We start from the raw sequence: 17969 nt of genomic DNA, 5'->3' as shown, positions 1-17969 counted from the left end.
TGCCGCCGCTTCGGCGCTCGCGATGGGGCGTGTTCTGCCAGGTGAGTAGCCCAAGACCGGGCTCTGGCTCTCGTGCTCTGGATTGGCAGTTCGCGCCGCTTCGGCGCTCGCATTAGGGCGCGTCCTGCCAAGTGAGTGGCGTTGGCTCGGCGCATCAGGGTTTGGGTTGGCGCTTCGCGCCGCTTCGGCGCGCGCGATGGGGCGTGTTCTGCCGGGTGAGAACTCGACGCCGAAGGCTCGAGGTTTGGGTTGGCAGTTGGCGCCGCTTCGGCGCGCGCGATGGGGCGTGTTCTGCCAGGTGAATAGCCCAACACCGGGGCCTCGAGGTTTGGGTTGGCAGTTGGCGCCGCTTCGGCGCGCGCGATGGGGCGTGTTCTGCCAGGTGAGACCCCGGCGGCCCGGGCTCGGCAGCTCGAGGCGGGGGGTCAGAAGCCGACGTCGGCGGCGGATGCCGCGGGCTGACGCACCTGCAGATCGCGCATCGCTCCGCCGATCGTGCGCGACGAGGCATCCACCACGGCGGTGTAACCCATGCGCTTCGCTTCGGACTGGCGCTGGCTCGACTGCGTGACCGGGCGGATCTCGCCCGCGAGACTGAGCTCACCGAAGGCCGCCACCTGTCGCGACACGGCCTTGCCGCCGACGGCACCAGCGATGGCGATGGCGATGGCGAGGTCTGCAGCTGGCTCGACGAGGCGCACGCCGCCCACGGTCGAGACGTAGACGTCCTGGTCGCTCGTCACGGCGACGCCGCGCTTCTCGAGGACGGCGAGGATCATCGCAACGCGTGCGCTGTCGACGCCGCTCACGACCCGGCGGGGATTGGGCGCCCCGGTCTTGAGGGTCAGCGCTTGGACCTCGACCGGCAGTGCTCGTCGCCCCTCGAGCGCGATCGTCACGCAGGTTCCGGGCACCGGGTCGCCGTGCCCGAGGAACAGCGCGCTCGGATCGGGCACCTCGGCGATGCCGTCGCCCGTCATGTCGAAGCATCCGACCTCGTCGGTCGGGCCGAAGCGGTTCTTCAACGCCCGGACGAACCGCAACGAGGTCTGGCGGTCGCCTTCGAACTGGCAGACGACGTCGACGAGATGCTCGAGCACCCGCGGGCCGGCGATCGAGCCGTCTTTCGTGACGTGGCCGACGATGAGGACGGGGAGGTCGCGCTCTTTCGCGACGCGGATGAGGGTGGACGCCACTTCGCGTACCTGGCTCGGCTGACCGGCGACCCCGTCGGAGAGCGACGACGACACGGTCTGTACCGAGTCGACGATGAGCAGGTCGGGGCGCACCTCGTCGACGTGACCGAGCACGGTGGCGAGGTCGGTCTCGCTGGCGAGATAGAGCGCGTCGTGCAGCGCGCCGGTCCGCTCTGCGCGGATCCGTACCTGGCCGAGCGATTCCTCCGCGCTCACGTACAGGACCCGGCGGCCTGAACGTGCGGACTGCGCGGCGACCTCGAGCAGGAGCGTCGACTTGCCGACGCCGGGCTCGCCCGAGAGCAGGATCGCGGCCCCGGGGACCACTCCGCCGCCGAGCACACGGTCGAACTCGCCGACCCCGCTCGATCGTCGAGGGGCGTCGGTGGTGTCGATCTCGGTGATCGGACGAGCGGCGCGCGCCGCACCGGGGCTGACCGCGGTCACGGTCGAGGTGATGCCGGTCTGCGTCGCCGCCTCGACGACGGTGCCCCACTGCTGACACTCACCGCAGCGACCGACCCACTTCGCGGTCGTCCACCCGCACTCGGTGCACTTGAAGGCCGTCGTGGGAGCGGGACGTCGAGAGGCCATGGATCCAGGGTAGGCGCGACCTCCGACATCCCCGCCGACCAACGCCTCGACGGCGCTCACGCGATACGAACGTCGGACCGGTGGTGCGGATGTCGCGTTGCCCGGGCGCCGCGAAGGGCTCAGCCGCGCAAGGAGGCCGCGACTTCCTGGAGGGATGCTGCCGAGTGCTGGAACAGTTCGAGCTCACGGTCGGAGAAGGCGATCTCGCGCACGGGGAACGCACCCCGACGGTTGACGACCGAGGGCACCGACAGGGCCATCCCGTCGACGCCGTGGAAGTCGCGCAGCACCGTGGAGACGGGCAGCACGGCATCCTCGTCGCGCAGGATCGCCTCGACGACCCGCGCGCTGGAGAGGCCGATGGCGTAGTTCGTCGCGCCCTTGCCCTGGATCACCTTGTACGCGGCATCGCGGACATCGATGGCGATCTGATCGATCTCCTCTCTCGTGAACTTGGGCTGGCCGTCGAGCGGCACCCAGTCGAGGATCGGCACCGTTCCGATCGTGGCGTGAGACCATAGCGGGAACTCGGTGTCGCCGTGCTCGCCGACGATGTACGCGTGCACGCTCGAGATCGAGACGCCGGCGCGGCGGGCGATCTTCCACCGCAGGCGCGAGGTGTCGAGCACCGTGCCCGAGGCGAAGATGCGCTCGGGCGGCAGGTCGGTCGCTTCCTGCGCGAGCACGGTCAGCACGTCGCACGGGTTCGTGACGATCACGAAGGTCGCGTTGGGGGCGACCTCGAGCAGCTTCGGCATCATCGAGGCGATGATTCCCGCATTGACACCGGCGAGCTCGGTACGGGTCTGACCCGGCTTCTGCTTCGCTCCCGCGGTGATGACGACGACGTGCGAGCCCTCGGCGACCGAGATGTCGGAGCCGCCGATGATGTCGCTCGATCCGGTGAACTGCGCGCCGTGGGCGAGGTCGAGCACCTCGGCCTCGGTCTTCTCGGTGGCGATGTCGTACAGCGCCACGTGGCGGGCGGATCCCCGGATGAGGGCCGCGTAGGCGACGCTCGAACCGACGGCGCCCGCGCCGACGACGGTGAGTTTGGAGTTCTCGATCGCGCTCATGACCTCAGTCTGGCAGGGGGGAATGAGAGTCGCTACCGGGCCCCTCGCCGCCCGGCGTGCGGGTCGCTCGCGTTGAGTGCGCGCACGACGTCGGGGTAGTCGCCGCGTGCCTCGCCGTGGCGCAGGAGCCCGACGCGCTCGACGAGCACCTCGCGCACGTCCGCATCCCGCTCGAGGATCGACATGACCTCGTCGACGAACGCGTCGAGCGGCTGAGCCTGCGGGTTCTCGGCGTGGCCGGGCATGAGATCGGTCTGCACGGCGGGCGGCACCAGCTCGACGATCGACACCGGCGAGTCGGCGTACTGCAGCCGGAGCGATTCGCTCAGCATGTGGATCGCGGCCTTCGTCGCGTTGTAGCTCGGCGTCGCGGCGAGCGGAGCGAACGCCAGGCCCGACGAGACGGTCATGATCGTCGCGGCGGGGCGCGCCAGCAGGTGCTCGATGAACGCGCCGATCAGCCGGATGGGACCCAGCAGATTCGTGATGACGGTGCGTTCGGCGCTGGCGACGAAGCCTGCGGGCGAGGTCCAGTCTTCGGCGTTCATGATGCCCGCCATCGTGACGAGCACGTCGAGATCGGGATGCCGCTCGAGCACCTCTCCGGCCGCGCGGGCGATGGATGCGGCATCCGATGTGTCGATCTCGACGCCGTCGATGCCGGGGTGCGAAGAGCGCAGGTCGTCGATGAGCTCGCGCCGGCGTCCGCCGACGATGATCGTGTTGCCGCGCTCGGCGAGGGCGATGGCGAACGCGCGGCCGATGCCGCTCGTTGCGCCGGGGATGAAGATGGTGCGTCCGGTGATGTCCATGCCCCGACTCTCGTCGCGGCATGCGCGGCTATCCAGGCACATCCGAACGGGGGAGCGGCGGTCCCTGGTTCGGACGGGCCGCGCTGGTCAGAATGGATGCGTGGACCGCGCTGCTCTTGCCCGATTCCTCCGCGCGCGTCGCGAGCGACTGCGTCCGGAGGATGTCGGGCTGCCATCCGGGGAGCGCCGGCGGGTGACGGGACTCCGACGCGAAGAGGTCGCGCAGCTCGCCATGATGAGCGTCGACTACTACACGCGGCTCGAGCAGGAGCGCGGGCCGCAGCCGAGTCTCCAGATGCTCGCGTCGCTCACGCGGGCGCTGCGGCTCTCGCGCTCGGAGCGCGATCACCTGCACCGTCTGGCGGGGCACACGCCGCCTGAACGTTCCGGTGCGGCCGATCATGTGGCGCCGGCCCTGCAGCGGGTGCTCGATCGGCTCGACGACATCCCGGCGCTCGTGATCACCGAGCTCGATGAGACGCTCGCGCAGAACGATCTCGCGCGGGCTCTCTTCGGCCCGCGCGAACGGCGCACCGGACCGGAACGCAGCGGCGCGTGGTGCTGGTTCGTGCATCCCGACAGCGAGCGGGCGGTGTATCCGGCATCCGATCACGATCGGCAGAGCCGGGCGATCGTGGCGAATCTGCGTGCCGTCGCGGGCCGCGGTGGCGCCGGATCGCGCGCAGCGCGTCTCGTCGACGACCTGCGCGAACGCAGCGTCGAGTTCGCTCACCTCTGGGATCTCGAGGAGGTCGCCGAGCGGTTCGCCGATCACAAGGTCGTGGTGCATCCAGCCGTCGGCGAGATCGAGGTCGACTGCCAGGTGCTCTTCACGGAGGACCGTTCGCAGGCGCTCCTCACGCTCACCCCCGAGCCCGGGTCGGAGGCGGCGGAGAAGTTGCGGATGCTGGCGGTGCTGGGGCCTCTCGCCTCGGAGCGCTCGCCGGTCTGAGTTTCAGCTCGTCGCGCCCGGGCCCGCAACTGAGGGTGCGCTGTTCCGGATGCCGGCGAAGGCGATGAGCCCGCCCGCGGCCATGAGTGCCGCGGTGACGATCGCTGCCCGGTGGAATCCGTCGAGGTCGAGTGCGCCGCCCACGATCGGAGCCAGGAACGCGATCACCACGAGGCCCGCCACCCGTGCGACGGCGTTGTTCACGGCCGAGGCGATACCCGATCGTTCGGGGTCGATCGCGCCGAGGATCGTCGAGGTGAGGGGCGAGACCGTCGCGCCGAGTCCGAGCCCGAACACGACGAGGCCGGGGAGCACCTGCCACCAGTAGTCGAAGGACTCGCCGACCAGGAGCAGCATCAGTGCGCCGCCGGCCATGACGAGCGGGCCGAGCGTCATGAAGAGCCGTCCGCCGAGGCGTTCCGCGAGCGAGCCGGCCCACGGGCTCAGCGCGATCAGCAGCACCGTGGTCGGCAGGCTCGCGAGCCCCGCCAGCGTCGCGCTGAGGCCCGCGCCTTCCTGCAGGTAGACACCGACGACGAAGCCGTTGAGCGAGAGGGCGGCGTACACGAACAGGGTCGCGAGGTTGCCGGTCCAGTAGTTGCGCACCCGGAAGAGTCCGAGCGGAAGGATCGGATGCCGCGACGTGCGCTGCCGCAGCAGGAAGGCCGCGAACATCACGGCTCCGACGGCCAGCGGCATCCAGATCGCGGGGGAGGTCCAGCCGAGGTTCGGCTGCTCGATCAGCGCGAAGACCATGCCACCCAGGCCCGCGGTACACAGGGCGGCGCCGAGCCAGTCGATACCCGCGTCGGCTCGGCGCTCGTCGTGAACGGGGAGACGCGTGACGAGCCACAGAGTGACGGCGACGGGGATGACGTTGATGAGGAACGCGTAGCGCCACGAGAGCAGATCGACGAAGAGGCCGCCGAGGAGCGGGCCGATGAGCGAGGCCCCAGTGGTGAAGGCCGTCCAGAGGCCGATGGCGCGCGAGCGCTCGTGGCCCTGGAGGAGGGAGGTGATGAGGGCGAGCGAGCTCGGCACGAGGAACGCTCCCGCCGCGCCCTGGACGGCGCGCGCGGCGATGAGGAGGACCGGGTCGGGCGCGAGACCCACCGCCACCGAGGCGACGCCGAAGCCGATCAGCCCGATGCGCAGCACGAGGAGGCGTCCGTAGGCGTCGCTCACCGAGCCCGCCAGGAGGATGAGCGACGAGAGCGTCAGCAGGTACGCGTCGACCGCCCATTGCTGCGTCGCGAGTCCGCCGCCGAGCTCGCGCTCGATCGCGGGCAGGGCGACGTTCACGATCGTGCTGTCGAGGAACGCGACGGATGACGCGAGCGACGCGATCGCCACGATGAGTGCTGTCTGCGGGGCCGATGAACGCGTCACGGACACACGCTACGCCTGACCACGGACACCGCGGTTCGCGGCATCGCCCGAGATGTCGTAAGCTGGTCGGCGGTGACGTGTCCGAGCGGCCGAAGGTGCAACTCTCGAAAAGTTGTGTAGGGTAACCCCCTACCGTGGGTTCAAATCCCACCGTCACCGCCAGTGAAAACCCCCGGTTATCCGGGGGTTTTCTGCATGTGTGGGACGGGTTTGGTGCACATCTGAAGCTGAGGCCGTGGCCCTCACCAGTGTCCTGGCGGTCTGGTTTTGGCGAACGAGCCAGCGAGCCCTTGCTGATGAGGCACTTCACCCGTCGGATGCCCGCCAAAGGAGTCCCGAGCCTTCCGCGAAGACTCGGTGTCGACTGACGCAATCAGGTTGCGAAACCGCTCCTGGTAGCCACCGACGTGCGCGAACGGCTACCTGCCGATAACGATCGTTTCTGGCGAACGCCGCGAACCCGTGCGTAGGGTCGCGCCGTCAGTAGCGGCGGCGGGGGTACGTCGTAGGACCGTCCGGGAGACTGGACAACCTCGGAAACTTGCCTTGCGCTGCCACCCCGAACCAGGTAGCCCACCTCTGCACGAAGTCTTCGGGGTCGCCCGGATCGAGGGGGGAGATGCCCCAGCCCAGTTGGCCGCCACCAACCGCGCCGCTGGTCAGAATGGAGAGCCCTTCTGGCCCAGGCAGCGCTCTAGGTTCGTTGTCGGAGTCTGCGCCCCAACCCTGCATGAACCCCATCTCGTACCAGACGTAGTGGTGAGGCTCGTCGAAGTCTCCGAAGTAGAGCGAGTGGCCACGAGATCTGCCTCTGGCAGAAAGCTCAATGCTCGAAGCTGCAACGACATCCAGCGTCCCTCCAGAGGACCCAACAGGCTGCAGCGGGGTGATTCGCAACTGGGCGCCGCCCAGCGTCAGAGCGACGCCACCCCCGCGCCGTTCCGCACTTGTGTCGGGCGCGCTGTCACGGATGAACTCGACTACCTCTTCGATAACTGCCTCATAGCCCGACCTCGCCGCCGAAACCAAGTTTTCCCGACGTTCCGCTTCGGTCCGTGCCACCGCGGCGGCCGCCTCAGCTTCTGCTCTTTCGGCGAGAAGGGAAGATTGCGCTTGCCCAAGCGCCTGAGCTGCGGGCGAGGTAGCGTCGGTTCCCACACGGGCGAGGCGGGCTGTTATGTTGGCCGCTGAAGGCCGCGCCTCAGGCGCCTTCCCGAGGCACTCGTTGACAAGCCATGCCAGTTTCCGCGGCCCCTCAAGCATCGGCGCGACCTCGGTTAGATGCCCCATCCGTATCTGCTCTCGGGTACCAGTGAAGGGGGCGGCAGCGGGGCTGGAACGACTATCTCCCTCGCGCTGCACGCACTGGACGCGGCCTCATTCACAAGCTTGCACATCCTCGCTGAAAAAGTCGACGGGGTGATAACGCCGTTCGCTCTTTCGACTGGAGGCTGTGGTGGCGGGAACGCGACCTCCATCAGGTTGTCAGGCGGCAAAGGTCTGAGTACCTGCTTCTCGGGAACCGGTACCCTCGGTATCTCGCTCCCGAACACCTACTACATCAGTGCTGGCTACATCAGTGCTGGCAACCAGCTCACCACGTGGTGGGGCGGTGCCCGCGCTGAGTTCGTTGTAGCGGGGGCGAGCAAGACGCTCACCAGCAATCTGAACGTTGACACGGTCGTTCGCGGTTCGTGATATTCCAGCGGGGCACGTAACCGTGGCGGTTGCGTGCCCCGCATTTTCAGCATGATCGTAGGGTGCAGTCATGGCAGAAGTATCGGGAGACGAGCGGCGATGGCTTGCAGAGCGGGTCTTCGGACCGGGAGCAGAGCCGACGCCATCGGAGTTGCGTGAGTTCGCTGCCCTAAGTGCTGGAGCCTCGCCCCGAATGCTGCCGCAGGCACAGCAGGATGCGGACGACGGCGCCGAGGTCGGTTTCGGCCCTACCCGGCGAGAGGTGGAGGCGCCGCCGCGCCGGCCATCTTCGCGGGTTGGTCTGGTGCTCCTCGCGATCGCGTGTGGATTTCTCGGCGGCGCCGGAATCGTCGCCCTCGGAGGTAACACGCCTGATCGAGGCCCAACGGAGGCGGTGCACGCAGATGTCTCCGAAGACGCGGCACCTGATCCGAACGATTGGGCTTTGAACAGCCTCGTCTCCCTGGGCGCGTACGGAGAGACCGACGTTTGGTTAGCCCTGTCGAAAGACCGAGTGCGTGAGTGCATGATCACCAGCGGCGCGGACGGTGGGGTGACCTGCAAGCTGGCGGGAAGTGATCAAGTTCTGTCCTCTGGCTCGATCGAGAAGCAATCAGACGGCTCGACCGTGCGAAGGACTTTCACGGTGGAGACCAGCGGCGGCGCGCGAACAGTGCAGGCTACCGTCGAGCTTTTCGATGCCACGGTCAAGACTGTGCAGAGCTGAGCCGCCAGAAACGAGCGTTTACGACGCTCAGGCCGCCGAGCTCCGCGCAGCCAGCTGCGAGCGGGTCTTCGTCGACCACGGCGCATCGAGCCGCGTCGCCGATCGCCCGCAGTGGGTTGCGTGCCTCGACTACCTGCGGCCGAGGGCTCCTACGTCGAGCAAGACACGATCTCGTTGCGTGTGGAAACCCGCGGAAGGGACGATCACGGTGCTTACCGACATCCGGATCTTCTCGGTCACCATCACTGCGGACACCTCCGACGTGCCCGACCCGACCCAAATGGAGCAGTTCGGAATCACGGGCTACTTCACCGACCCCCGGCTGGACGCCCTTGGAGGCGTCGGCCTGTGGATGGATACGGAGTCCGCCCCCGTCGACGGAGGCTCGGGAACAGTGATCGTCCCCGGAGTCCACATCCAAATCGGAGGCGGGCGCTGGGGTGAGGACAGTCAACTCGGGAAAGATCGCTTGGTCACGCTCGCGCTGCAACTCCTCAACACGTAACTCGGCAGCAGATACGCCCGGGTCAACCCGGTCGCTGACTCACGGACGCTGACGACTGCACTGAGACTGGCGCGGGTCACGCGGCATCGGGCGCGTCGATGATTGCCTGAAGCGACGCGCCGAGGAGGCGGGCCGCTTCGGCGGGTTCGAGGTCGAGGAGGGGATCGAGGGCGATCACGTAGCGGGCGAACGCGTAGCCGAGGATCTGCGATGTGATGAGGCTTGCCCTCAGGGACGAGTCCGGTAGCCCGCCCGGGAGGAACGGCAGTACCTGCGCGGCGAAGACTGATCGCACCCGGGCCGACGCGTCGGCATCCTGCGCTGAGGCTCTCAACAGGATGCGCAGGGCGCGTCCCGGCGTCTCGCCGCCCCACAGGCGCACCGCGTGCCGCGCGAGGGCGTGGCCGAGGTCGGCCTGCGGCACGGCATCCACCCGCGGGAGGTCGAGCTCGATGGAGGTGGCCGCGAGGAACAAGCCCTCCTTGCTTCCGAAGTAGCGCATGATCATCGCCGGATCGATGGCAGCGTCGTTCGCGATGGCTCGTACCGTTGCGCGTTCGAAGCCCTCGGTCTCGAATCGCGAGGCGGCGGCGCGAAGGATCGACTCCCGCGAGCGGCGACCCTTCGCGGTTGAGATAGATGCGTCAGGTGAAGCCACCGACACAATTTAACAACGCTCGTTGACTTTCAATGTGACCGGTGCAATTGTCAACGCATGGTGACTTCTGAATGGCGCGGACCCCATAAGTCCGTCGATGTCCTCATCGTCGGCGCCGGGCCCGTCGGTCTTGCCGCGGCGGTGACTCTGAGCCGGAGAGGTAAGAAGGTGCGCATTGTCGACGCTGCTCCACGCGGCTCGTCCACATCCCGCGCCGCGGTAGTCCACGCCCGAACTCTCGAGGTACTACATACCATCGGCATGGCAGCACCCCTCGTAGAGGAGGGGGTGATCGTGCCTGACTTCACGGTGCGCAACGGCGCGCGGACGCTCGCCCGCCTCGACTTCCGCGGACTGCGCACCCCATACCCCTTCACGCTCATGATTCCGCAGGTGCGCACCGAGGAGCTGCTGCACGCCACGCTCGTGGAGCTCGGCGGCGAGGTGGAAAGAGAGGTCGAGTTCGACACGTTCGCCCGCCCTGCCGCACCCGCACCCGCGGGAAGGGGTCAGGTCGCCGTCCTCCGTCACGCAGACGGCACACTCGAGAAGGTGGCGGCCCGCTTCGTCATCGGCGCTGATGGCAGTCGCAGCCGCGTCCGCGAGCACCAGGGGATTCCGTTCGAGGGCTTGGAGTATGCCGCCTCCTTCGTGCTCGCCGATGTCAGGCTGAGCTGGTCGCTCCCCGGTGATGAGGTCCAGCTCTTCTTCTCGAAGCAGGGTCTCGTGGTGGTCGCGCCGCTCCCCGGCGGACGGCACCGCATCGTCGCCACCATGGATGAGGCGCCCGCCCAGCCGACCGTGGGCGACGTGCGGCACATCCTCGACGAGCGCGGGCCAGGTGGGGCGGTCGTCGACTCGCTTGTCTGGAGCTCTCGCTTCCGTGTCGCCCATCGCCTGGCCGCCGTCTTCCGCACCGGGGCTGTCTTTCTCGCTGGCGTCGCCGCCCACGTGCACAGCCCGGCCGGCGGCCAGGGCATGAACCTCGGCTTGCAGGACGCCGTCTTCCTCGGCGGTCTCCTCGCCGACGTCCTCGCGGGCGAACGGGGGGAAGAGGCGCTCGCTGACTACGAGCGTCTGCGCCGCCCGGCGGCCCGAAGCGTGATCGCTCTCACCGACCGCATGACCCGGATGGCGACCCTCCGTGATCCGGTGCTCCGCGGCCTACGCGACCGCGCGATCCGGGTGGCGCTGCACTCCCCACGACGGCAGGCGGCGCTGGCCCGCCGCATCGCCCAGCTCGACACCGCGTCGTAGCCGCCCCTCCGCCGGCGGCCAGAAGGGGGAGCGCGATCACGGGGATCATCAGTTGCCGAACCTGGTACGAGAGGGCGACGATGCCGAGGCCCTTGCCTGCCTCCTCGAACGAGGGCAACACCTCGGTCATGAGCGCTACGTCGACCGACACGTACGCGACCTGGCAGCTCCGATGATGGCGACACCGCTGAGGATCGAGCCGACGTCGGACGCGAGGCACGTGTGGTGCCTGTGCCAGGGATAGCCCGCTGATTCCCAGGGCTCGCCTACCGTGGCTTGTCGTTTCGTGCCGCGTCCGAAGGATTCACCCGTTCGGGTGATTCGCTTTTTCGACTGCGTTCGTAGGCTGGTGATGCCTTGAGGGGGGGTGGCATGACCGACGTTTCCGTGGATTTCGACACGCTTCGCTCGTCGGCAACCACGATCGGCGCGGCGGGCCGTGCTGTGAGGAACTCCGGCGAGCTGGGATATGTCAGCGAGAGCGTGTTCGGATCGAACGAGGTCGCGTCTGTCCTGCAGGACGTCGCGACCGAGCACAGCATCCGCGCGGAAGTCGCGAGCGAGACGCTAGTGACCGTTGGTCGGCGCCCGGAGGTGTCGGCGAACGAGTTCACTCATCTCGACGGAGTCATGGCGTACTGATGGTCGACCGGAATGACCCTGGTGCCGGCGACCCTTCCGCGATGGCGGCCATGGCCGATGACTGGGGTGAGCGGGCAGAGAGTATCCGTTCGTCGCAGGCGAGCGTTCGTTCCGCAGCGGAGGCGGCATCCGGTTCGTCGTGGTCGGGCGAAGCTCACGATGCTTTCCAACGGCAGGTGGCGGCGGTGGAGCCCGATCTGCTGGTGCTCGCGACGGGCATGAGCGCCGCGGCCGGTGCGCTGAGGGGCTACGCGGAGGTGGTTCGCGCGATCAAGGACGAGCAGGACTCGCTCGCCCGGCGCCGGGCTGTTGTCGAGGATGAGCGCGAGGAGCTCCGTGGGCAGCTGCGGGTTGCGCGTGCAGAGTCGTCGAACAACTACGTCTCGTTTCCCGAGCCGGTCGCTCGCGCTCGCGCGTTGGAGATCGAGCTCGGCGACACCCGGGATGCTCTCGACGCCGTGGAGGCGGAATGGGATGCGCTGTGCGAGAGGCGCGCCGCAGCCGACGACGCACTGATCTCAGCGCTGTCATCCCGGGACGTCCGAGGCGCGCTGGGAGTGTTCGCTCGCGGAGGTGCTGCGGCTATTCCACGGGGCGGGCTGCTGACGCTGGTCGCATCGATGTCGGAGGCTGACCTTCGGGCATTTGTCGCGGTGCATCCTGAGGTCCTCGACCAGATCCGCAGCGCTCCGGCGGCGGAGGTCGCCACCTGGTGGGGAGCGCTCGTCGATGGAACTCGGGCTCTGCTGGTGAACGGTATCCCCGAGCTGATCGGAACCCTCGGCGGCATCCCGGCTGTCGTTCGCGAAGCGGCGAATCGTCTCGTGGCCGCGGCGAATCTGGAGGGCCTCCTGCGGGAGCGAAGCCTGCTCACCGGTGAGGGTCCGCCGACCCTTGGCCCTCCTTCCAGGCTGGCCAACCCGTGGCTGTTGAGGCAGATCATCCACCAGTTCAACGAGCAGCAGTACGTTGACCGGCTTGCGGCTCTTGACTCCGAGATCGCGTACCTCGAGCGCGTGGTCGTAGGAGACGTGTCGCTCTATCACTACGACCGGGACCGGCAGCAGATCATCGAGATGTTCGGTGACGTCGCGAAAGCGGATGTCATCATGAGTTTCATGCCCGGCACCAACACGTCGATGGAGAGCTTCTACTCCTCCACCGCCGGCGAGGGGCTGACAGCCCTGACGCGGCGGATGGTCGAGTATCCCCCTGATGGTGTGGAGGTGGCGGGCTTCGTCCTCAAGCAAGGGTTCTTCCCTAACCTCGCTCCGCCGGAAGTGGCGGTATTGGGGCCGCAGGTGAACCTGTGGGCTCTGCCGCTCGGCAGCCGTTACGCGGCGTTCGAGGAGGAACTGGATGTCATCACCGACTCGACACCTCTCCTCTCTGTTGAGCACTCATTCGGGTCGAGCCCTGGCGGTCAAGCCGAGCGGCTGGGCGCTGACTTCCAAGCTCGAGTGGTCCTGGCGGGCATCGGGATGCTGGACGGGTGGGAACCGCAAGACGGCACCGCCTACTACGCCATCCAAGGCCCCACCGACATCAACCGGGCGCTCGACGGGATGCAAGTCGACCCGTTCGGATACGCCGTGACCGCCAGTGAAGAGAACGGCTTCACCGAGCTCAACTCCGGGTTCGCGGGCTTTCGTCCCTTCGGACAACACGGAGACGTCATCTCACCGGATCCGTCCGTGAATCTCCAGACGCATCGTCATCTGCGACGCATCTTCCTGGAGGTGGTCGACCGGTGAGGCTAGCGCGAGGAGTCGCTGCGGGAGTGGTTCTGGCTTTGGCGGGTATGACAATGGCGGGGTGTGCGATGGCAGGACGGCCGACGCTCGAAGCAGCGCGGGCTGAGACTCAGGCCGTGTTGCAGCAGATTGCGGACGAGGTTCCCGATGGTGTTGTCGAGGTCCGTACCCCTGATTCGGCCTACCTGGCCTGTGACGGTGGCGGGTATTACTCGATCAATCATTGGGTCGTAACGCCGGGGCCCGAGTTCGACGGTGAAGCGTTCGTCGACGCGCTGCCGGCGCGCCTGGGTGATGACTTCGTCGTGGCCGAGACGGTGGACATCAAGTCCCCAGCTGTGGCCCTCAACCACGTCAGCGGCGCGGTCCTCGACGTCGTGGTCCTTGGGTCGGACGGCGGTGTTGTCGTCGATCTTCTCAGTCTCGCCCCATGCGGCGATGGCGAGCCACCGGCCGAAGGGCAGTGAACCGATGAAGCGTTCCCATGCAGTGTCGGTCACTGCAGTTCTGACGCTGGCAGGAATGACGATGGTGGGGTGTGCGACGGCAGGGCGGCCGACGCTCGAACAGGCGCGGGCTGATACTGAGGCCGCGATGCAACGAATTGCGGACGAGGTCCCGCAGGGCCGCGTTGAGGTGCGAACTCCCGACTCGGCCTACCTCGCTTGCGATGGCGGTGGGTACTACTCCATCAACCGCTGGGCGGTCACCCCGCAGCCTGGTTTCGACGGCGAAGCATTCGTCGACGCACTCCCCGGCCGCCTGGGTTCCGATTACGTGGTCGCCGAGACGGTGGACATCAGGTCCCCAGCGGTGGCCTTCAATCACGCCAGCGGGGCTGTCCTCGACGTCAAGGTACTCGGGACCGAAGACGACATCGTCGTGGACGTTCTTGGGCTCGCGCCATGCGGCGATGGCGAGCCTGAGGCAGAGTGAGGGGATGCCGCCGATGAGCGGATATCTGATGACCCCCACGCGTACTCTGTCGACCCTCCTCATTGTGGCGCTGACAGCCACCGCTATGGCGGGCTGTGCAGTGGTGGAGCGACCGACGCTCGAAGAGGCGCGGGCTGAGACCGAGGCGCTACTGCAGCGGATTGCGGATGAAGTGCCAGGCGGTGTCGTGACGGTCGACACCCCCAACCCGTCCTACCGGAATTGTGGCGACGGCACGTACTACGCGACCATCCAGTGGGGAGTCACGCCGGGGCCGGGATTCGACGGAGAAGCGTTCGTCGATGCGCTTCCTGGACGTTTGGGCGAGGACTTCGTGGTCGCTGAGACGGTTGACATCACGTCGCCTGCTGTCGCTTTGGACCACTCGGGCGGCACTGTCCTCGACGTTCAGGTTCTCGAGATCGACGGAAGTATCGTTGTCGACCTGCTCGGTCTGACTCCCTGTGGGGCAGGGGAGCCCGCGGCGAGATGATCCCCACCTTGGCGAGACGCCCGTGCGGCGCAGACGCGGCTTCGGAGATGTCTCCCTCGAGGCGCGCGAAAGGCGTCGCGCTTTGTCTGCTCCTCGCGTTGGCTGCAACGACGATGACGGGGTGCGTGATGGCAGGTCGGCCGACGATCGATGAGGTGCGTGCTGATACGGACGCGATGATGCAGCGCGTCGCGGATGAGGTTCCCGGCGGGGTTCCGGAGGTCCTGCCGTCCGACTCGCCCTATTGGAAGTGCGCCGAAAACTCGTTCTACTACTCGACGCGCTGGACAGTTGCCCCTGAGGAGGGATTCGACGGATCGGCCTTCATCGAAGCGCTCCCGGATCGTCTGGGCGACGGGTTCCGTGAGTTCGAGACGGTCGAGGTATCGGTGCCCGCCATCGCATTGAAGCACTCCAGCGGTATGCTCCTCGACGTCCAGGTGATCGATCTGGACGGCCGTACGGTCGTCTCCCTGCTGGGCGTCTCTGCGTGCGGTGAAGGGGAACCGCCTGCGGAGTAGCCGAAGCCGCCCGACGTGACGGTTGTCCAGGTGAGACGATGCCTCGCATTGCTCCCGCCCGGCCGGTGACCTTTATCGGCGCGCTGGCAGCCTTGGCCCTGTTGGGTTGTGCAGCGGAGCAACCGACGCTCGAGCAGGTGAAGGCTGAAACCGAGGCTGTCCTGCAGCCGATCGCGGACGAGGTTCCGGGTGGGGTTGTGGAGGTCGTCACCCCCTGACCCGTGCTCGGTCTGACTCCCTGCGGGACAGGACAGCCTCCGGCGAGATGAGCCCCACCTTGACGAGACCACCGCACGGCGCAGACGCCGCTTCCGAGACGCCTCCCGCGAGGCGCGCGAAAGGCACCGCGCTTTCAGCGATACTCGCGTTGGCAGCGACGACGATCACTGGTTGTGTCATGGCAGGTCAGCCGACGATCGATGAGGTGCGTGCTGATACGGACGCGATGATGCAGCGCGTCGCGGATGAGGTTCCCGGCGGGGTTCCTGAGGTCCTGCCGTCCAACTCGCCCTACCTGGAGTGCGCCGAAAACTCGTTCTACTACTCGACGCGCTGGACAGTTGCCCCTGAGGAGGGATTCGACGGATCGGCCTTCATCGAAGCGCTCCCGGATCGTCTGGGCGACGGGTTCCGTGAGTTCGAGACGGTCGAGGTATCGGTGCCCGCCATCGCATTGCAGCACTCCAGCGGTATGCTCCTCGACGTCCAGGTGATCGATCTGGACGGCCGTACGGTCGGGGTTGCCCGAGTCCGGGTGGCTACTCCATCACCCGTTGGGTATCAACCCAAGGCCGGCGAGGATAGCGAGCAGGTGCTTGTGAACCGCGAGATTCCGCCGCAGCCGCCGGCGCGATAGCGTGCCGGCATGACTGGATCCGCAGCACCGAGGATCGCGGTGATCGGTCCTGGCGCCATCGGCACGGTGATCGCGGCGCTGCTCCACGACGCCGGGAGACCTGTGCTCGTCGCCGGCCGCTCGCCCCGTCGCGATCTGCGCCTCGACACGGCACATGGCTCGATCGTCGTTCCCGGCCCGGTACTGACCGACCCCGCGCACTCGCCCGGTGCGATGGATCTCGTCTTCCTCGCGGTGAAGGCGACGCAGACGGATGCTGCCGCGGCGTGGCTCGCTGCGCTGTGCGGGCCGTCGACCATCGTCTGCGTGCTGCAGAACGGCATCGAGCAGGTCGAGAGGGTAGGTCCGCTGGTGCCCGAGTCGACCGTGTTGCCGGCGATCGTCTGGTCACCCGCGGAGCGCCGCCCCGACGGCAGCGTGCGCTTGCGCGGTGAGCCCCGGTTCACCGTCCCGCAGAGCGACGGCGCGGAGCGGGTCGGTGATGCCCTCGACGCGACCGCGTGCGAGTTCGCCGTCTCCGACGACTTCACCACGCTCGCGTGGCGCAAACTCCTCCAGAACGCCGTCGCGGGCCTCATGGCGCTGACGGGGCGCCGGGCCGGGATGTTCCGGCGGCAAGATGTCGGCGACCTCGCGCTCGCGTACCTCCAGGAAGGCCTCGCGGTGGCCCGCGCCTGCGGCGCCGCCCTTCCCGACGACGAGCCGGATCGGATGCTGGAGCGGTTCCGAGCGTTCCCCGACGATATGGGCACGTCGATCCTCGCCGACCGCGAGGCCGGGCGGCCTCTCGAATGGGATGCGCGCAACGCGGTGATCCGGCGTCGCGGCCGGGAGCACGGCATCCCTACGCCCGTGACCGACGTGATCGTGCCCCTCCTCGCCGCGGCGAGCGACGGTCCGGGCTGATTCAGCGCGTCACCGCGCCTTCCGCGACCCGCCTCGGTGCTGGGCTCCGCTCAGACCGCGAAGCGCTCGCCGATCATCTCGATCGAGGCATCCCAGAGGCGCGGTCCATCGGTGAGGTCGCGGAACGGCGCCCAGAACTCCTGGCGACGCGGTGCGCCCGCGATGACGCGACGGGGGCCGTAGAACTCGTCGCCGAGGGAGTCGGGTCCCGCGGCCGCGAGCAGGGCGGGTTCGGCCGCGCTCGGCACGGTTCCGGCGAGGCCGACGTGCGAGAGCGCGACGATCAGCGCCCGGCCCGGCGACGCCTTCGCCCGGCCCATTCCGGGCTGCGCCGCGAGCAGGTTCGTCGGGCTGACGCCGGGATGCGCGATGTTGCTCGACACGCCCCATCCGCCGGCGCGGCTGCGCGCGTCGAGCTCGCGGGCGAAGAGGGCGACGGCGATCTTCGACTGCCGGTACGCGGCCATGTCGTCGTAGCTGCGCCGCCAGTCGAGGTCGTCCCAGTTCAGTCCGCCCGAGCGGGCCGCCACGCTCGTCTGGTGCGTCACGCGTGCCTCGCCGGCGCGGAGCAACGGCATCAGGCCCAGAGTGAGGGCCACGTGGCCGAGGTGGTTGACGCCCCATTGCAGTTCGAAGCCGTCCGCGGTCGGCTGCCGTGACCCGGGGGTCATGACGCCGGCGTTGTTGACGAGCAGATTGACGGGGCGGCCCGCCGTCTCGAGGCCGCGGGTGAACGCGGCGACCGAGTCGAGCGAGGCGAGATCGAGCGGACGTGTGGTGACGTCGGCACCGGGCACGGTGCGGCGGATGCCGTCGAGGGCGGCCTCGGCTTTCGCGGGCGACCGTGCCGGCAGGACGACGGTCGCACCGGCGGCCGCCAGTCGCGTTGCGATCACCCGGCCGATGCCGTCGGTCGCCCCGGTGACGACGGCGAGGCGTCCACGCAGGTCGGAGAGGGGAGCAGTGTCGCGGGTCATGGTTCCTCCATCGTCGACAC

General features: G+C 68.1%; 19 protein-coding genes and 1 tRNA gene. 14 read left to right on the top strand and 6 right to left on the bottom strand.

What is annotated here, in order from left to right; all coding sequences use genetic code 11:
* Window positions 1–425 precede the first annotated feature (425 nt).
* From radA to QUC20_RS14680, 3 genes are all read right to left on the bottom strand, one after another.
* The gene (gene radA, locus QUC20_RS14690; protein WP_120264115.1) at window positions 426–1790 is read right to left on the bottom strand and encodes a DNA repair protein RadA; all 1365 of its coding nucleotides are present in this window, start codon (window positions 1788–1790) and stop codon (window positions 426–428) included.
* Window positions 1791–1909: 119 nt separating this feature from the next.
* Entirely contained in the window at window positions 1910–2866 is a 957-nt protein-coding gene (locus QUC20_RS14685; RefSeq protein ID WP_289330352.1) for an L-lactate dehydrogenase, read from the bottom strand.
* A gap of 32 nt (window positions 2867–2898) precedes the next feature.
* On the bottom strand, window positions 2899–3678 hold the full coding sequence (locus QUC20_RS14680) for an SDR family oxidoreductase (RefSeq protein WP_289330351.1): 780 nt from the start codon (window positions 3676–3678) through the stop codon (window positions 2899–2901).
* Between the two features lie 100 nt (window positions 3679–3778).
* Between QUC20_RS14680 and QUC20_RS14675 the strand changes: the two genes are divergently transcribed.
* Window positions 3779–4630, top strand: a complete 852-nt coding sequence (locus QUC20_RS14675; protein ID WP_289330350.1) for a helix-turn-helix transcriptional regulator — start codon at window positions 3779–3781, stop codon at window positions 4628–4630.
* A gap of 3 nt (window positions 4631–4633) precedes the next feature.
* Here the strand turns inward: QUC20_RS14675 and QUC20_RS14670 are convergent, their stop codons facing one another.
* On the bottom strand, window positions 4634–6019 hold the full coding sequence (locus QUC20_RS14670; protein ID WP_289330349.1) for an MFS transporter: 1386 nt from the start codon (window positions 6017–6019) through the stop codon (window positions 4634–4636).
* A gap of 71 nt (window positions 6020–6090) precedes the next feature.
* Between QUC20_RS14670 and QUC20_RS14665 the strand changes: the two genes are divergently transcribed.
* The 3 genes from QUC20_RS14665 to QUC20_RS14655 all read left to right on the top strand — a co-directional run bounded on the left by QUC20_RS14665 (window position 6091) and on the right by QUC20_RS14655 (window position 8949).
* A tRNA-Ser gene (locus QUC20_RS14665) sits at window positions 6091–6181 on the top strand.
* A gap of 1606 nt (window positions 6182–7787) precedes the next feature.
* Window positions 7788–8444, top strand: a complete 657-nt coding sequence (locus QUC20_RS14660; RefSeq protein ID WP_289330348.1) for a hypothetical protein — start codon at window positions 7788–7790, stop codon at window positions 8442–8444.
* Window positions 8445–8652: 208 nt separating this feature from the next.
* The gene (locus tag QUC20_RS14655; protein ID WP_289330347.1) at window positions 8653–8949 is read left to right on the top strand and encodes a hypothetical protein; all 297 of its coding nucleotides are present in this window, start codon (window positions 8653–8655) and stop codon (window positions 8947–8949) included.
* A gap of 76 nt (window positions 8950–9025) precedes the next feature.
* On the opposite strand, the gene QUC20_RS14650 is transcribed toward QUC20_RS14655, so the two are convergent.
* Window positions 9026–9607 (bottom strand): TetR/AcrR family transcriptional regulator, encoded by a 582-nt coding sequence (locus QUC20_RS14650; RefSeq protein ID WP_289330346.1) that lies wholly within the window; start codon window positions 9605–9607, stop codon window positions 9026–9028.
* A gap of 57 nt (window positions 9608–9664) precedes the next feature.
* On the opposite strand from QUC20_RS14650, the gene QUC20_RS14645 reads away from it, so the two are divergent.
* The 10 genes from QUC20_RS14645 (at window position 9665) to QUC20_RS14600 (ending at window position 16972) form a co-directional block, all read left to right on the top strand.
* On the top strand, window positions 9665–10864 hold the full coding sequence (locus QUC20_RS14645; protein ID WP_289330345.1) for an FAD-dependent oxidoreductase: 1200 nt from the start codon (window positions 9665–9667) through the stop codon (window positions 10862–10864).
* 372 nt (window positions 10865–11236) lie between these two features.
* Window positions 11237–11506, top strand: coding sequence for a hypothetical protein (locus tag QUC20_RS14640; RefSeq protein ID WP_289330344.1), 270 nt, complete (start codon window positions 11237–11239; stop codon window positions 11504–11506).
* A 416-nt stretch (window positions 11507–11922) separates the two neighbouring features.
* On the top strand, window positions 11923–13260 hold the full coding sequence (locus tag QUC20_RS14635; protein ID WP_289330343.1) for a hypothetical protein: 1338 nt from the start codon (window positions 11923–11925) through the stop codon (window positions 13258–13260).
* 116 nt (window positions 13261–13376) lie between these two features.
* On the top strand, window positions 13377–13727 hold the full coding sequence (locus tag QUC20_RS14630; protein WP_289330342.1) for a hypothetical protein: 351 nt from the start codon (window positions 13377–13379) through the stop codon (window positions 13725–13727).
* 4 nt (window positions 13728–13731) lie between these two features.
* A complete protein-coding gene (locus QUC20_RS14625) occupies window positions 13732–14196 on the top strand; it encodes a hypothetical protein (protein ID WP_289330341.1) in 465 nt (154 codons plus the stop codon).
* A 13-nt stretch (window positions 14197–14209) separates the two neighbouring features.
* Entirely contained in the window at window positions 14210–14689 is a 480-nt protein-coding gene (locus QUC20_RS14620; RefSeq protein ID WP_289330340.1) for a hypothetical protein, read from the top strand.
* A gap of 47 nt (window positions 14690–14736) precedes the next feature.
* On the top strand, window positions 14737–15210 hold the full coding sequence (locus QUC20_RS14615) for a hypothetical protein (RefSeq protein WP_289330339.1): 474 nt from the start codon (window positions 14737–14739) through the stop codon (window positions 15208–15210).
* A gap of 38 nt (window positions 15211–15248) precedes the next feature.
* Complete coding sequence (locus QUC20_RS14610; protein ID WP_289330338.1) at window positions 15249–15428, top strand: hypothetical protein; 180 nt, start codon at window positions 15249–15251, stop codon at window positions 15426–15428.
* Between the two features lie 179 nt (window positions 15429–15607).
* Window positions 15608–16066 carry a hypothetical protein gene (locus tag QUC20_RS14605; protein ID WP_289330337.1) on the top strand — a complete coding sequence of 153 codons (459 nt, stop codon included), beginning with the start codon at window positions 15608–15610 and terminating at the stop codon, window positions 16064–16066.
* A 9-nt stretch (window positions 16067–16075) separates the two neighbouring features.
* Window positions 16076–16972: an oxidoreductase gene (locus QUC20_RS14600; protein ID WP_289330336.1), complete on the top strand. Its 897-nt coding sequence runs from the start codon at window positions 16076–16078 to the stop codon at window positions 16970–16972.
* 50 nt (window positions 16973–17022) lie between these two features.
* Here the strand turns inward: QUC20_RS14600 and QUC20_RS14595 are convergent, their stop codons facing one another.
* Complete coding sequence (locus QUC20_RS14595; protein ID WP_289330335.1) at window positions 17023–17949, bottom strand: SDR family oxidoreductase; 927 nt, start codon at window positions 17947–17949, stop codon at window positions 17023–17025.
* Window positions 17950–17969 lie beyond the last annotated feature (20 nt).

The sequence above is a fragment of the Microbacterium arborescens genome, assembly GCF_030369635.1.
Classification (GTDB): domain Bacteria; phylum Actinomycetota; class Actinomycetes; order Actinomycetales; family Microbacteriaceae; genus Microbacterium.
The sequence above is the reverse complement of the archived record's forward strand: the minus strand, read 5'-3'. Positions and strand labels throughout refer to the sequence as shown.

Excerpts from the sequence above, each read along its gene's own strand:
- radA (WP_120264115.1), bottom strand. The coding sequence starts at position 1,790 with ATGGCCTCTCGACGTCCCGCTCCCACGACGGCCTTCAAGTGCACCGAG.
- QUC20_RS14685 (WP_289330352.1), bottom strand. The coding sequence starts at position 2,866 with ATGAGCGCGATCGAGAACTCCAAACTCACCGTCGTCGGCGCGGGCGCC.
- QUC20_RS14680 (WP_289330351.1), bottom strand. The coding sequence starts at position 3,678 with ATGGACATCACCGGACGCACCATCTTCATCCCCGGCGCAACGAGCGGC.
- QUC20_RS14660 (WP_289330348.1), top strand. The coding sequence starts at position 7,788 with ATGGCAGAAGTATCGGGAGACGAGCGGCGATGGCTTGCAGAGCGGGTC.
- QUC20_RS14645 (WP_289330345.1), top strand. The coding sequence starts at position 9,665 with ATGGTGACTTCTGAATGGCGCGGACCCCATAAGTCCGTCGATGTCCTC.
- QUC20_RS14640 (WP_289330344.1), top strand. The coding sequence starts at position 11,237 with ATGACCGACGTTTCCGTGGATTTCGACACGCTTCGCTCGTCGGCAACC.
- QUC20_RS14625 (WP_289330341.1), top strand. The coding sequence starts at position 13,732 with ATGAAGCGTTCCCATGCAGTGTCGGTCACTGCAGTTCTGACGCTGGCA.
- QUC20_RS14620 (WP_289330340.1), top strand. The coding sequence starts at position 14,210 with ATGAGCGGATATCTGATGACCCCCACGCGTACTCTGTCGACCCTCCTC.
- QUC20_RS14615 (WP_289330339.1), top strand. The coding sequence starts at position 14,737 with ATGTCTCCCTCGAGGCGCGCGAAAGGCGTCGCGCTTTGTCTGCTCCTC.
- QUC20_RS14610 (WP_289330338.1), top strand. The coding sequence starts at position 15,249 with ATGCCTCGCATTGCTCCCGCCCGGCCGGTGACCTTTATCGGCGCGCTG.
- QUC20_RS14605 (WP_289330337.1), top strand. The coding sequence starts at position 15,608 with ATGGCAGGTCAGCCGACGATCGATGAGGTGCGTGCTGATACGGACGCG.
- QUC20_RS14600 (WP_289330336.1), top strand. The coding sequence starts at position 16,076 with ATGACTGGATCCGCAGCACCGAGGATCGCGGTGATCGGTCCTGGCGCC.
- QUC20_RS14595 (WP_289330335.1), bottom strand. The coding sequence starts at position 17,949 with ATGACCCGCGACACTGCTCCCCTCTCCGACCTGCGTGGACGCCTCGCC.